The organism is Kingella bonacorsii, assembly GCF_016623605.1.
GTDB classification, from domain to species: Bacteria; Pseudomonadota; Gammaproteobacteria; order Burkholderiales; family Neisseriaceae; genus Kingella_B; species Kingella_B oralis.
In genome coordinates, this window is the sequence record NZ_JAEHNZ010000001.1 from 520,643 (window position 1) to 534,633 (window position 13,991).

Here is a 13,991-nt window from a genome sequence, read left to right on the forward strand (position 1 = left end):
GAAAAAGCTGCCATCATTCACAACGTTTCATCCGCCGCTGCATCTGCCAAATCTTCCACGTCTGCGCGCAAAAATAGCCCGCCACGCCCAAGCGGAACAGCACCGCTTCCATCGGCACATCTTCGCGTTGCGCCACAATCGCCACCGCGCTGCCAATCAGCACCAAATGCGCCCAAAATTCCAAATCATGCCAACGCCAGCAACGTCCGCCCAAACGGCACGCGCAATACACAAAAATAATCATTCCGCAAAGCATATCCAGATATTCATTCATTGCCCGTCTCCCTTTTTAAAGATTTTCTGCAACCACGCTTCCGCCAACACGGTTAGCTTGGGCAAAAACCATTGCCACGTCGCCCCGATGGCAAACGGCACAAAGGCTTTGAGCAGCGACGCATCACTCAAATGCAGATAATGCGCCCCCATTTCCACCACCAGTGGCGATGCCGTCCCCGCCAACATCATGCTGGCAATCAGCCCTGACACCGCCTGCCGCCGTCCACTCGGCTCGCTGCGCCCCAAAGCCACCGCACCGCCCACCGCGCCCAGCACTAGGGCTTCAATCGGCATACCAAAAAACGTCCCCGCGATGCCGATTGCGCTGATATTGACCGCCGCAGCGGTGTTGATTGTGTTTACTGGCATTGCCGCTCCTTTCTGCCATTTAAATCCATGCTTTTCTCCATAAAAAAAGGCAGCCTGAAAATGGCTGCCTATATTTAGGTACAACAAAAATAAATAATTTAATAAAAATCAATTATTTGTATCAAGTACAGTAGATTAAGATTTCGCCCGCGCCGCGCCTTGTAGCGTTTCAAACATCGCCTGTTGGCTCACTTTTTTCAACTGCTCCACAAAGCTGCTTTCGGCAAACAGCTTGCCGCTTAATGCCTTGCCATCAGGCAGCCTGAAATCCAGCGTAATGTGTTGCATCGCATCCTGCTTGCCCATCATGCCCGCAAAGCTGCCCACCGCCGCGCCAAACGCATTCACCGCTTGGCTAAACAGGGTTTCGCTGTTTTGCGCGGCAGGCGTGGCAAGGTTTTGCGCGGCGGTTTGCATTGCCGTGGATGCCCGCTCCATGCTAGCGGTTTGCTGCTGCGTAGCGTTGCCTTGCAGCGTGGCAACGGCTTGCATCACGTTGGCGATGCGCTCTTGCATGGCGGCAGCTTTATCTAGCTTCTCGCCTGTTTGCGGGTCTATGCCTGCCTTGGCAAGCGATTGCAGCGGCGCGTTGTACTTGCGCGTGGCGTTGTATTCATCCGCCTGCGCCTTGTATTTTGTCCATTGCGCGTCGATGCTGCTTTCGCCGTTGGCTTGCAGCATTTTGTCTGCCGCCTTGTCCATTTTGTTGCCCGCGCCTTCAATGGTTTTGAAGCTGGCTTCTTTGGCAGCGGTGGCATCCAGCAAGGCGCGGGCTTCTTGCAATTGCTCGGCGGTTGCGCCTGCATTTTTCAAATCCATCAGCTTGATTTCAGCGGCGGATTTACCCACGCGCTGCAATTCTTGGCGCAAGTCTTCCAAGGTTTGATTTACCTTGTTCTGTTTTTCTTGCAGCGCCACGGCAGTTTGCAAAGCCTCCACCTGCTTTAACTGCGCCGCGCTCGCGCCTTGCATGGCTAATTTCATGCGCTCGGCTTCGTCTTGCGTTGCCGCGTAGGACAATTTCAGCTTCTCTTGCAAGCCATTGATGCTGTTTTCTACCGCTTCGCGCGCCTTGGTGGCAGCGGCTGCGGCGGCTTGCGCTTGGGTGTATTTATCCAGCTCGCGCGTGGCAGCCTGGAAATCCTGCTCAATCTGCTTGGATGCCTGCGCCAAATCTTTACTGATTAAATCCTGCTTGTCGCTGCCCGTGTATTGTGCATACGATTTTTCAATCTCGGCGCGGGCTTTGATGATGGCGGCGGCTTTTTCCTGCTCCAAGCGCAATTTTTCCAACTGCTCCTTGCTTTTGCCCAGTTGCTCGTTTTGCTCGGTGTACTTAACCACGCTGCCGGACAACGATTTGCGCAAATCATCCAGCTTGGTGTTCTCCGCTTTGTAGGCGGCAACGCTGCCTGCTTGGGCTATTTTCTCGGCGGTGGATTGTTGGGTGTTGCCCAAAGTTTCTTGCAGCTTCTGCGCCATTTTCTGCTGTTCTTGCAGCTTCTGCGTGGCTTGGTCTATCGGGTGCAGCCAATCGTATAGCTTGGTGCCGATGCTTTCGGTTTCGTTATCCAGCCCAACCAAGCTGTTTGCCATGCCATAAATCCAGTTGTCCGCGCTTTTGCCTTGCGCGGCTTGGATGGCGGCGGCAAGCCCCGTAAAGCCCGCCGCCACGGCAGTTAAGCCCAACGACCATTTGCCCAGCCCTGCCGCCACAGGCGTGCTGGCAAAGCTGTGCAACGATGCGGTGCTCACCCTTGCCGATGCTGCCAACACGCGCAGGCTGCCTGAAAAGCCTGTTACCTGCAAACCGGCAATCTGCGCCGCCGTGCCTGCGCGAGTAATCGCCACCGCGTTGCTGCCGTTGGCAATGGCAGATGTGGCGGCGGCTTGGCGCAAGGCAATATGCGCGGCGACGTTTTGTGCCATAGACGCGGCAGACGTTACCAGCCACGAAACCAGCTTCACGCCCGCCCATGCGGTGAGCAGCGTTACCACAGGCTTGATGTTGTTCGCCAGCAAATTCAGGCTGCCTGAAAGCACTTTCACCGCGCCCGATGATTCGCCCGACTTGCCAACAAATTCCACCAGCCGCGTTTTGAGATTGGTCATGCTTTGCGAAATGGTTTTATCGGTTTTGGCAAAATCGGCATCCACGCTGCTTGATGCACGTTGCAAGGCTTTAACCAACACATCGGCGGTTAGCTGCCCCGTGTTCGCCAACGTGCGCAATTTGCCCACAGGCACATCCAGCCCTTTGGCAATCGCAGCGGAGAGACCTGGGGCATTTTCCATCACCGAGTTAAACTCTTCGCCACGCAACACGCCGCTTGCCAACGCCTGCCCAAACTGGATAAGCGCTGCGTTGGCGCTAGCGGCACTCGCCCCGCTTATGGCAATGGCTTTGTTCACGGTTTCGGTGATGCCCAGCGTGTCTTGCTGGCTGATACCTAGCTGCTTGGCGTTGGCGGCAAAGCGTTGATACACGCTCGCCACGCCGTCCAAGTTCTGCCCCGTGCGCGTGGCGATGTTTAACAGCTCGCTTTGCGCGGTTTGCAACTCTTGGCTGGATGCGGTAACCAGCTTCAGACGGTTGTTAAACTCCGTCCACTTGTCCATCATCTGCGCGATGCCTGCCACGCTGCCAATGCCGATTGCGGCAATTGCGGCGTTGCCCAACGAACTGCCGCTGCTGAGGTTGATGCGCTCGTGAGCGGCAATCAAGTTTTGCATGGCGTGCGCTTGGCGGATTTGCGCGGCGGTTGCACCGTTGCTGCGCAACTCCATAAGCTGCATCTGCGCGGCGGTGCGCCCGATGGCAAGGGTTTGGTTGCGTAAGCCCGATAAGGTGCTTTCTACCGCAGCGCGGCGGCGATTTTCAGCGGCAACCTGCGCTTCAATGCGGTTGCGCAGCTCGGCAAGCGCGATATTGTGTTGATGCACGGCGTTCAAAGTGGCACGTTGTGCATCGGTGGCGTTCACATTCTGGATGCGCAACGCTGTTACCGCGTTCGCGCCGCCGCGCAAATAAGCTTCGCTGCGTTGCAGTTCCCGCGACAAACTGCCCAAGCTGCCGCGCATCCGCGTTAAGCTATCAATCGCCGATTGCGTGCTGCTGTTTAAACCGCTTGCATCTAGGTTGATGGATATATCGGTGGCTGCCATGTTTTACTCCACAAAAAAGGCAGCTTTCAGGCTGCCTGATTTAATTATCTGTTACCGATTGCACGGTAAACTCTTCATCCACAATCGCGGTGTAGTCTTTGGTGGTGATTTTCCAGCCGCGCCCATTGGTTTCAATGTCCACAGGATTTCCGTTGGCATCGCACAGCGTGAAGCCTGTGGTTGAGCCTTGCAAGGCAGGCGGATAGCTGCTTGTGTTTTCGCAGGCAGGTTTAAAGCCGCCTGAGGTGGCTACCATTTCGGCGCAATCGGCTGGTTTGCCGCCACTTCCATCATCTACAGGCTCGCCGCCGTCTGCAATAATGGGTTGATACAACAAAGGCACCCATGCATCCGCGCGTAGCTCTCCGCCGTACCACATTTTTCTACTATACATGCCCCACCCATAATAAACTTTACTTAAAGAATAAGGGAAATTAGGTGGTTCATCATTTGGTTCTTGCTTCACATTAGTAGGAAATTTAACTTCGCTAACAAGTCGTTGGGCAATACTTTCAATCTTTTCAGGGTTACGTGTATAAACCACCTTAATCAATTTTGCCTTACTCCACCCATTCTCCCAATAACTCAGTGGAATTTCATATACTTCCTCCCCTTTTTTCGCCGCAGGCGGCGTGCAAGGGTCTTGCCAGCCGTCGGGTTTTTTAACCATATTAGGGTCAAAATTCACCGCAACGCATTGCCCTGTGTCGCAATCGTGCAAGCCTTCCAAGCGCGGCATCGGCTCGCCTACTTGTGGGCGGCGCAGCGGGTCGCCGATGGGGTCTTTTTGGTCATCGCCTTTTTTCCCGCCCTTTTTCTTGTCGCCTTTTTTGTCATCCCCTTTTTTGTCATCCCCTTTTTTATCGCCATTCTTGCTACTTCCCCCGCCGTTGTACCAATATTCGCCCACCCCGCCCAACACGCGCTTGCCTTGGCGGGCTTCTTGGCTTTGGTTGTTTTTTTCGGGATAGCCGATGATTTTGCGGATGGCTTGGCTTAATTCGTTGGAATCCATTTAAATCCTCACGCTGATTGCGTCATTGGGCACGCCCACGCTATACGTTAATTTACGCTCCAAGGTGCGCGTATCCGTGCTCGCTGCTTCAATATCGGGGGCTTTAAAGCGCAGCACAACGGCTTGATACTTCTCTTGCTCCTTGCCTTGCACCACCGCGCCATTCACGCGCTGATAAATCATGCCGTAGCGATAGCGTTCCATGCCTATTTCTAGGCTGCCGCCCATCATGCTGCCGGCGATTTCATCTTCACCACCCTTGGGCAACAACACTTTGCCCACGCTGCTGCGATTCGTGTAGCGCGGAAAGGTCTGCGTAGGGTTTTCAGGCTGCCTAAATGGCGTGTATTGCCCATTGTCTTCGGCGTTTTGGAAAAAGCGGTATTGCACGGTGGTTTGCCCCAGCTTGGTCTCAAAGTTAAAGCTGTGGGTGAAATGCGATACCTTGGCTTTGCCGTGAAACAGCGGATGCTGGATTTCATGCGTGTGGCGCAGGTCTAGGTGCGGCATAAATTTCACTTCCAATTCCACCGTGTTTTGCCGATGCGCGGCAAGAATCATCGTGTATGCCGTGTGATACGCCACTTGCAAGGTGCGCGCCCACTCGCCGCCCGAATCGTCAAAATCGGCATACCAATCGCCATTATCGGCAGCCTGAAAACGAGCATGGGGGATGCGCGGAAAATTGCCTTGGCGGGAAAATGGGTAATCCAGCCTATTTTGACTGCTCGCCTCGTATTGCACTTTATCCGCGTGTGGATTATCGGCAGTATCCCAATCTAGCCCTTTGGGCGGCTCAACGTTCACATTAAAGCTGATGCCTTGCTTCACTTCTTGATAGCGGGCGATGGAAGCGCGGTTTTCCACGCGCAGCTTGATGGTTTGCGCGATGTTTTGCGTCCAACGTTTAATCATTTCAATTTCGCCTGACACCACATCGCTGTTAAACAGCTTGCTTTTGCTGACCAGCTTGCCGTTGTCGTCGTATTGCCGCGCGTTGCCATCGCGATACCACGCCATTTGCCGCCCATTGCAGTTATACCAGCCTGTGCGGGCTACGCGCTCCAAGCTAAATCCCCACATTGTCCAGCCTGTTTCATTGACTGCGCTGTTGATTTCGTTCAAATCGGGCAGTTGCCCAAATTTGGCGTATTCGCACACACCTATGCCCAAATTCATGCTAATCACATGGCTGCGCTGCAACAGGCGCGTGTGCTGCAACGACACTTCCACTTCAACCGCGTTGGTTACGCCGCCCACGCTGGCAAGCGATAATTTGGGCTCGCGCTTGTATATCACACAAGGCGATAGCACGGCATCGGCAACGGCTTTGGGCTGCCATGGGGTTAAATAAGGTGTGCCGTAGGCATCAAATTCAAAACTAGCGGGAATGGTGGCTAGGCGTTTATCCAGCTCGTCTTTTTGCGTGTCAAATTGGTTGCCGTGCGCGGCTTTGGAAGTGTAGCCAATAGCGGCGATGGTGCTGTGTGGCAATGCGTTGATTTGCTGCTCGCGGCGGTCGCTGCATTGAATGGTCAATGCGCCTTGCATATCGTAGTCCACGCTGTCCACCACGCCTTGATACAACTGCACCGTTTCGCTTGCGCTGACGGCTTGCGCCACAATAGGCTGCGCATACCAACGATACAAATCAATCTCGCGCGGCAACTTGCGATCACGCCGTGGACGAATCACAAAGCTGCACAAATAACTCTCGTTTTCTCCGTGCGAAATGGTCATGCTTTGGGCGAACTCGCACATGTTCACCGCCACGCCGCCGATATAAACCGCAATATCAAAATCGCCAAAACCTTGCGTTTGGCTGCCTTTGAATTTGAATTTTCGCGTGGCATGGTGTTGGGTAAAACCATATTGCAACAAGCTGCCTGTAAGCGGGCGGTTTTGGCTGAAAGCCAACTCAATCAGGCTGCCAGCCAGCGTGCTTTGTTGGGCAAAGCCTAAATCCAATAGACTGCCTGCGATGGGATGGCGTTGGGCAAAGGCAAGTTGCAATAAATCGCCACTCATATATTGCGGGTTGTATTGAGTAAAAGCCCATTGGATAAGCGCACCGCTCAATGTTGGGTTTTGCGCCATGATTTTCTCGCTTTAAAAAAGCCCCACAAGGGGGCGTTTTGCATTAAGGTAACAACACATCATGCTTCAGGCTTTGGAACTTGAAGCCCACTTTACCCGAATAGTTGCCGTCGGCTTCGCCCGAATAGCTAAACTCGGAAACGGCGCATTGGTAGCCACGCACGCGCTTACCGTTAGGCTGGCGAAATTGGAAATAGGTGGCGATTTGGTTTTGCCCCATTTCTTCCAATTTCAAATGCAGCTCTTTATCCATGCTCCAATAAATATTCATGCTGCCTTCGCCTGCTTTAACCGTGCCTTCTTCGCGCGAAACTTCGTCGCAGTTGGTGGTTACGGTTTCATAGTCCACGCTAAACGGCGTAATGTCAATATCCTTAGCTTCGCACAAGCCCGACATTTCGGCTTTGGCGTAAACCAGCTTGGCTAAATCGGCGGCGGATAGCAGCGAAAAATCGGGGCGCGAAACGGTAAAGGTGTTTTCATCGCTTACCGCCACGCTGAAATAGCCGCTGGCGGTGGAATAATCCGTGCCGCTTAGAAAAATCACATCGCCTGTTGCCAAGCCGTGTTTTGCCGATGTGAACACGGGGGCACGTGGGTCGGTGCGCTCTATCTTGCTTGGCGTAACCGTTTGCGTGGCATAGCCTAGCGCGATTTTGATTTGGGTTTGGTTGAATTTAATAGCTCGTGCCATTGTTTTACTCCATAAAAAAAGCCCCTAGGGGGCAAAAATAGCCTTTTCAGGCTGCCTATTCGTCCACGCGATAGCTCCATATCGCTACATGGGCTTTGGTGGCGTAATCAAAACTGTATTGGGTGGGGTTGTCTTGCTCCAAGCCTGCCGCCGCGCATACGGCTTTAATTTGCGCCACCAGCGCGGCGCGTTCTTTGGGATAAGGCGCAAACAGCGTGAGGCGGATTTCAGGCTGCTCATCATAGCCGCAATTAGTGCTGCGTTTTTGCGCGCCGATGCGTTGGTAAAACAGCGCAGGCAGCGGCGTGTTGTTGGGCAAGTGTTCGGGGAAAACGCCCAACAAGGGGGATAACAGGGCGTAAATTTGCTGTTCGGCGGTCATATTGCATTTCTCACGGCTTCTTGAATCGCTTGTTTGATGATTTGCTCAATTTGCTTTTTATTGGCTTTAAAGGTTGGCTCAATAAAAGGCTGCGCCTGCGTGCCGGGGTGTTGCCATGTGTTGCCGTTTTTCAGCGTGATTTCGTGCGGCGATGTGCCGTATTCCAAAAAGTGGGCAATGTAGCCGATGCCGTGCACATCCGCGCCGCGTTTGAAGGTGATTTTGTGACAGGATGCGGCGTTGCGTTTGCGCTCGGATTCGGGGATGTATTTGATAATCAGGGCGCGCGCTAAATCGCCTGGGCTGCGCGTGATGCGTGTGCCGTCGCCAAGGGTTACGCGGTAGGCTTGGGCGGCGCGCGGCGTGTTTTTGATGATTTCGTTGCGCAAAAAATCTGCGGCGCGGGCGGTGGCGGCTCTGCCAACTTTGCCGCGTATCTCATCGGGCAAGTGTTCTAGGTGCTGGATTAGCTGGTCTAGCCCTTTTACAGTCATGTTTTTGCCATAACGGGACATAGTGTTGCTCCTGTTGATGGGATGGATATATCAAGAAAATAGGTTTAAAAAATGGGAATTTTTAACGCTATTTGCCTTCGCCTGCTTGCAGGTTGGCGACTATATCGGTGTATTCGCGGTTTTGCTCGTCGTGCAAGATAGCGAGAATGGCGTAGATTTGCCCGCGAAAAATGATGCGCATTTGGTGGGTAATGCGGCGGTTCAGGCGGATGCGAAACGATGCGGCAACGCTGTGTAAATCCACGCCGCCTGCTTGGTATTCTTTGCCGCTGGGGAAGCGGATGTTTGCCCACACGGTGCTTTCAGGCTGCCATTCGATGATTTCTGCGCCGTAGTCGTCGCGGCGGATAATGGGGCGTTCTATTTGGATGCGTTGCGTAAGGTTGCTGGCTTTCATGGGCTATCCTTTACACGGCAACAGGGGTGCGATAGGGGGTAAGCAAGGCTAAAACGGGCTGCGGCAAATACCAATCGTTGGCATCGTCTTTTTCGGCATTGCGGTTGTTGTCCCAATAGCCTATCAGCAACAAGGCGGCTTGTTTGATGGCTGCGGTGTTTAGGTCTTGATTGGGGTCGCAATGGGTTTTGATGGCTTGCTCGGCAGCATCCAGCATGATTTGCAGGGCGGCATCGTTATCATCGCTGTCGTAGCGCAGATGGGCTTTGACTTCTTCTAGGGTGAGCATGGGCATGGAGGTTCCTTTATTGTTCAGAAATAAAAAAGCTGCCAATAGGCAGCCTAAAAATCAGATAACGGTTGGACAGCGTTATTTTTTTGGTAAATTGGCATGGAAGGTGCGATGGGCATCCAAAATTGACAATTTGTTATGTGTTGCCTGCCTCCATAAATTGTCGGCGTTAAAGCCGTTTTTTTGCAGCTTAACTATTCTGTTGCCCGCCTTAATAAACAGCTCTTTGAATTCGTTCGCACCTGTCGCGTCAAACAGACGGAACAGCTGCTGCCTGTCATTCAGACTGGCGCAGGCAGCAACCAGTTCGTCTTCCAAATTTTGGGTTTGCTGCATGATGCCAAACAAGGCGCGGTACTTTTCAAGCAGCCAGATATTGGCAATAAAGCGCTCAATATTGACAGGCGATTGAACATGATCGGTATCATAAATAACCAATACTTTTTGGTTTGGACGCAAAGTGCGGATAAGCGGATGCAGCGGTTTTTCCCATAAATTGATTTTACTTATCCTCCCTAACACGTTTAAATCGGAAACAAGCGCTTTTTCCGTTTCCCCTTCCACATAAATAAGCAGTTGCTGACTGTTTTTTTTAATCTTCATACAACAAATCCTCCACGCAGGATGTGTCGGGCAAGGTATGAAAATAATTGTTTTTAACGTAGTTCAACAGACGGCGGTCGTTTTTATTAAACGTTTGCTCGGGTTGCACAAACTGGCTTTGCGCGCCTTCTTTTCTTAAAAAAACATAGGAATGCACGGGATAATTTAAATCCAGTATGTCGTAATTGTGCGTGGTATAAAAAAATTGCGAATGCCGTCCCAGTTTTTCGGTAATCAGATTCACTATTGCTTGTTCTAGCTCGGAATGGGCAAATGCCATGCGCTCGTCTAAATAATAAGTCATACTGCCAGAATCATTAGCCATTCTGTCTGACGATATTTTCATCATGAAAGCGATAAAGCCGACCAGCTGGATGGCATCAAACGTGCCGCGCGACAGACGCTCTTGCGAAGTGGGGTTGCCTTCCAAATCCAGCTTGATGGTGTGCCCGTTGCTGAATTTGACGGTGTAGCCGTTTAACCCGTCATCGTCCCGACTGTCTAATACATCGATTACAGACGAGTCAAAGGTATGCAAAATACGGTACATCAGCTTGCTGTCGGCGGGGGCTTCTGCAAAATCATGCCCTGTTTCGGGTTGATTGCTTGACAGTAAATAATACCAACCGCAACGGATATGTTTGCTCATTTCGTCCAGCATTTGGCTCGCTTGGGTGACGGATGCTACGGAGCTGTCTAACGAAAAGGCGTAATAAACTTGTTTGCGTCCCGTTTTTTGGTTTTCCCAAACAAGATCCAACGTGCGGCGGGTCGTTTGTGCGCTGTCGTTGGTGCGTATCGGCGTGGCAGCATAGCGTATGTTGCCGTGTTCGTCTTCGGTGCTGATGCAGATGCGGTGAAGGCGTGGCGGCGTTAAGGTGGCAAATTCAAATTCAGCCACTACTGGACGCGTTTTGTCGTATTGGCTAACGTGCAAAAAATTCAGGATGCCGCGCAAATCCGCTTCTCGGATGCGCGATTGGAAAACACTCATCACTCTGCCCAGCGATGTTTTGCCGCTGGCATTGGCACCTGAAAGAATACACACGCGGCGAAAGCGGAATTTGGGGCATTCTTCCAGATATTCAAACGGCACAGTGCTGTTATGTACGGCTTTTTTGAGCGTTAAATCCAGCTGAGCTTGTTGAAAGTTGAAGCAATTATCCAAAAAAATTCGCGTGAATATCATCTGTTTTGTTCCGACTGTTGGAATATTTTTTGCATTTTAGCATAACTTTTGCATTTAGGGGCTTTCAGGCTGCCTTTGGCGATAAGATGGCTGGTGCGCAAACGGATTGTTTTGCGCATCGCGTTTTGCCAGCGCGGCAAGGCTGTAATTTTGCTGTTGCATATAGGGCGTGTCGCCGCCCGCCACGGCAGGCAAGCCTTGTTTGCTGCGGGCTTCGTTGATAGTAAGCACGCTGGCTTTTACCCCATCGGTGATGACTTGCATTTGGCTTTGCGCGTCCATGCGGATTAGGCTGTGCAAGTCAAATTCGGCGCGTGCCTCGCCTAGCTCGTTGGTAAGCAGGGCTTCAATCGCTTCAATCAGGCTTTGTAGGCAGCCTGAATAATACAGTTCGTTCAAATCGGACACTTTCATGCCTGCGGGTAGGCTGCCAAAGCCGATGAGAAACGCGGGCATGTGAAACGCGCTGCATACAATTTCGGCGGATAGGCGCAGTTGTTCAATAAGCTGGCTATCTACGGCGTTCACGCTAAGCTGTTGGTAGCTCATGCCATCGCCCAGCACGGCGGTTTTGCCGATTTTGCCGTTGCCGTAGGCTTCGTTCCAGCGTTGCCTCATATCTTTGGCTCTTTCATGGTCAATATGCCCAGGGGCGGTTAAGATGCCGCTGGGCAAGGCGCGGTTGGCAAAGAAGTTGCGGCTGCTTTCTTGAATTGCCAAACCGTTGCCAGCGGCGATGTTGCACGCCATAATCGGCGGCAGCCCCATCAGCGGATGATAAAAGCAATTCCAGCGGTCGTGGATGATGTCTTCGGCGGCAAAAAGGGCGGTGTATTGGATGTTTGCCAATTTGTCACCGCCCACTTGATACCAAACCGCGCCTGTCTCATCTATCATGGGCTGCACAAGGTCGGCATTTAACACATAAAGGGCATTTACGCTGCCTTTAATGTCGCGCTGCTTGTAGATATAGGCGTTGCCGTTGAGTAGCTTACTGCTTAACCAGCATTCAAAAAATTGCTGCACGGTTTGATAAGGATTGGGGCGTACAAGGTAATCCGCTACGGCTTTTTCTACCCAAATGTCTTTTTGTTTGACTTTGGTTAAGAGTGGCAATTTGCTGATGTCGTGGGCGATTTTGGACACGCAGGCAAACACGGCAAAAAAACTATGAATGTTGTCTTGATTTGCGCGCGGGGCGAAGTCTTGAAAACCAACGCCAAAGGCGCGCATCCAGCCTTGCGTTGGCACGCTTTGCATGGATTTTGGCGTGAACAGTCTGCTTAATAATCCCATGATTTAGCCTTTTTGCGTAGTTTTAGGGGCTTTTTTTGGTGTTTTTTCTACTTTTTCGGCGATTTTAAGCAAAATTAACACGTTGGCTTGGGCTTCGGGGATGTCTTGAATGTCGCCGGCTTGGGCGTTGTGAGTGGGGGTTAAATAGCGGATTTCCATGTTTTATCCTTTTCAGGCTGCACCAATAGCGCACTCATTGATGTTGATAGCGAGTTGTGGGGTTTGCCCTGCGTTGTATAGGTCGTTTACGGCGGAAGTGATGCGCACATAAATAGCGATAGCTGCGCCGCCTTTGAGTTCTGCGCCCAGCGATAACGCGCCGCCCGCGGTTGCGCTGTCTAGCCCTGCTTGCGATAGGGCGAGTTTGATTTCGCTGGGGGCGTGGCGTTTGCCTAGACACGTCCACACGGCTGTACCATCGGCTATGGTTGCGCCTACGGTGGTGAGAAAGCGGGGTGCGGATGCTGCGCTGCTGCCTGCCTTGCTGCATTGATACAAATAGCCATTGCCGCCTGCCGGTTCTACGATTGCGCCTTGGGCGTATGCGGTGTTGTCGGCGCGGTCGACAAGGGCATCGGCAACGGTGAGCATGATGTTGTCAATGCCGCTGTTTTTGGCGGTGCGCAAAGTGTAGGCTTTGTTTGGGCTGCCAAAATACATCACCAAATCTATGCTGCCACCTGCCGCATCAAAGTTGAGCGTTTGAAAGCGGCTGTTTGCGCCTTGGCTGCCGTATTCGGTGGTCATGGTTTCGTTTTGCCAGAGTTTGAACATAGGGTTTCCTTTTAAACTGGGTCAAAATCATCAAAGAAATCTTGCCCACTTGGCTCATCTGCCTTATGCAGCAAAAAGTCCTCAAACACGCCTTTGTAGCCGCCCATAGTTTGCGCCACGATATAGGCGGTTTGCGCGGCGTAGATTTCGGCGCGGCGCGTGGGCAGCATGTGTTCGGCGGCATAGGCGGCGTAAAGTTGCAAGTCGTATTCGCTCATTTGGCGAATTTCGGCTAGGGTTTTGCCTAAATTGAGCGATAGGTCAATCAGGAAGGTTTGCCTATCGCTAAGTTTTTTGGGGTTTGGCTGGATAGGGCGGCTTCCACGGCTTGCTGCCATTCTTGACGGATGCCAAAGGGCAGTTTTTGCAACATTGCCATTTGTTCGGTATTGTCGCTGTCAAACAGCCATTGCCCTTTTTCGTCGTAAAAATCCAGCGCGGCAAGCCGTTCGGATAAATAGGGGTCGTTAGGGTATTTATTGCGCAGCTCTTGTGCGCGTTCGCTTACGGCATTCAGGCTGCCTACGGTGTGGATTTTGACGTGCATGCCGTCGTAGCCTGCAATCGGAACAAGCTGTTCGCCTTGTTCGGCAAGCTGGGATAGGGTTTGCAGTAAGTTTTTGTTCATGGGATTTCCTTTAATTACAATCAAATAGAAAACCCAGAAAGCTGGAACTTTCGGGGTTTTCGCGTTTTAGGTTCTAATCTAGGCGTAGTTATTTTCGGGTTCTGCGGTAAATAATGCCGCAGCCAACAATAATGGGAAAAGCGATGCGGGCATAAGGATACAAGGGCGAATGGATATTCCAATAACCATGCCGCGCATATTTTAATGCTTCGGGGTCGGTATCGGGAAAAAAGACAATCCAAATCGTTAAGACTAACCAAAGGATAATATCCATGTTTTTCTTGAATTTATCCCACATC

At 52.0% G+C, this 13,991-nt stretch carries 18 protein-coding genes; all 18 read right to left on the reverse strand.

Translation table 11 applies throughout. The features are described 5' to 3' along the window. Positions 1 to 13: 13 nt before the first annotated feature. Positions 14 to 274: a hypothetical protein gene (locus JDW22_RS02705; protein ID WP_200521593.1), complete on the reverse strand. Its 261-nt coding sequence runs from the start codon at positions 272 to 274 to the stop codon at positions 14 to 16. Then, positions 271 to 645 carry a hypothetical protein gene (locus JDW22_RS02710; RefSeq protein WP_200521594.1) on the reverse strand — a complete coding sequence of 125 codons (375 nt, stop codon included), beginning with the start codon at positions 643 to 645 and terminating at the stop codon, positions 271 to 273. Before JDW22_RS02710 ends, JDW22_RS02705 begins: the two co-directional genes overlap by 4 nt. Positions 646 to 780: 135 nt before the next feature. Beyond that, entirely contained in the window at positions 781 to 3,810 is a 3,030-nt protein-coding gene (locus JDW22_RS02715; RefSeq protein ID WP_200521595.1) for a tape measure protein, read from the reverse strand. Positions 3,811 to 3,850: 40 nt separating this feature from the next. Then, on the reverse strand, positions 3,851 to 4,825 hold the full coding sequence (locus tag JDW22_RS02720) for a hypothetical protein (protein ID WP_200521596.1): 975 nt from the start codon (positions 4,823 to 4,825) through the stop codon (positions 3,851 to 3,853). Then, positions 4,826 to 6,922 carry a hypothetical protein gene (locus tag JDW22_RS02725; RefSeq protein ID WP_200521597.1) on the reverse strand — a complete coding sequence of 699 codons (2,097 nt, stop codon included), beginning with the start codon at positions 6,920 to 6,922 and terminating at the stop codon, positions 4,826 to 4,828. Between the two features lie 43 nt (positions 6,923 to 6,965). Further along, positions 6,966 to 7,616 (reverse strand): hypothetical protein, encoded by a 651-nt coding sequence (locus JDW22_RS02730; protein WP_200521598.1) that lies wholly within the window; start codon positions 7,614 to 7,616, stop codon positions 6,966 to 6,968. A gap of 55 nt (positions 7,617 to 7,671) precedes the next feature. Continuing rightward, the gene (gene gp17 / locus JDW22_RS02735; RefSeq protein WP_200521599.1) at positions 7,672 to 7,998 is read right to left on the reverse strand and encodes a tail completion protein gp17; all 327 of its coding nucleotides are present in this window, start codon (positions 7,996 to 7,998) and stop codon (positions 7,672 to 7,674) included. Next, positions 7,995 to 8,513, reverse strand: a complete 519-nt coding sequence (locus tag JDW22_RS02740) for an HK97-gp10 family putative phage morphogenesis protein (RefSeq protein WP_200521600.1) — start codon at positions 8,511 to 8,513, stop codon at positions 7,995 to 7,997. Before JDW22_RS02740 ends, gp17 begins: the two co-directional genes overlap by 4 nt. 67 nt (positions 8,514 to 8,580) lie before the next feature. Continuing rightward, positions 8,581 to 8,910: a phage head closure protein gene (locus JDW22_RS02745; protein ID WP_200521601.1), complete on the reverse strand. Its 330-nt coding sequence runs from the start codon at positions 8,908 to 8,910 to the stop codon at positions 8,581 to 8,583. Between the two features lie 10 nt (positions 8,911 to 8,920). Beyond that, entirely contained in the window at positions 8,921 to 9,205 is a 285-nt protein-coding gene (locus tag JDW22_RS02750; RefSeq protein ID WP_200521602.1) for a head-tail connector protein, read from the reverse strand. Positions 9,206 to 9,280: 75 nt separating this feature from the next. After that, positions 9,281 to 9,805 carry a hypothetical protein gene (locus JDW22_RS02755; protein ID WP_200521603.1) on the reverse strand — a complete coding sequence of 175 codons (525 nt, stop codon included), beginning with the start codon at positions 9,803 to 9,805 and terminating at the stop codon, positions 9,281 to 9,283. After that, positions 9,795 to 10,973: an ATP-binding protein gene (locus tag JDW22_RS02760; protein ID WP_200521604.1), complete on the reverse strand. Its 1,179-nt coding sequence runs from the start codon at positions 10,971 to 10,973 to the stop codon at positions 9,795 to 9,797. Before JDW22_RS02760 ends, JDW22_RS02755 begins: the two co-directional genes overlap by 11 nt. A gap of 75 nt (positions 10,974 to 11,048) precedes the next feature. Next, entirely contained in the window at positions 11,049 to 12,290 is a 1,242-nt protein-coding gene (locus JDW22_RS02765; RefSeq protein ID WP_200521605.1) for a phage portal protein, read from the reverse strand. 3 nt (positions 12,291 to 12,293) lie between these two features. Continuing rightward, positions 12,294 to 12,449: a hypothetical protein gene (locus JDW22_RS02770; RefSeq protein ID WP_200521606.1), complete on the reverse strand. Its 156-nt coding sequence runs from the start codon at positions 12,447 to 12,449 to the stop codon at positions 12,294 to 12,296. Positions 12,450 to 12,461: 12 nt separating this feature from the next. Then, on the reverse strand, positions 12,462 to 13,064 hold the full coding sequence (locus JDW22_RS02775; protein WP_200521607.1) for a hypothetical protein: 603 nt from the start codon (positions 13,062 to 13,064) through the stop codon (positions 12,462 to 12,464). A gap of 11 nt (positions 13,065 to 13,075) precedes the next feature. Further along, positions 13,076 to 13,402: a hypothetical protein gene (locus JDW22_RS02780; RefSeq protein WP_200521608.1), complete on the reverse strand. Its 327-nt coding sequence runs from the start codon at positions 13,400 to 13,402 to the stop codon at positions 13,076 to 13,078. Continuing rightward, positions 13,330 to 13,692: a hypothetical protein gene (locus JDW22_RS02785; RefSeq protein WP_200521609.1), complete on the reverse strand. Its 363-nt coding sequence runs from the start codon at positions 13,690 to 13,692 to the stop codon at positions 13,330 to 13,332. The genes JDW22_RS02780 and JDW22_RS02785 overlap by 73 nt, the downstream gene beginning before the upstream one ends. An 88-nt stretch (positions 13,693 to 13,780) precedes the next feature. After that, entirely contained in the window at positions 13,781 to 13,990 is a 210-nt protein-coding gene (locus JDW22_RS02790) for a hypothetical protein (protein WP_200521610.1), read from the reverse strand. Between the last annotated feature and the right edge of the window lies 1 nt (position 13,991).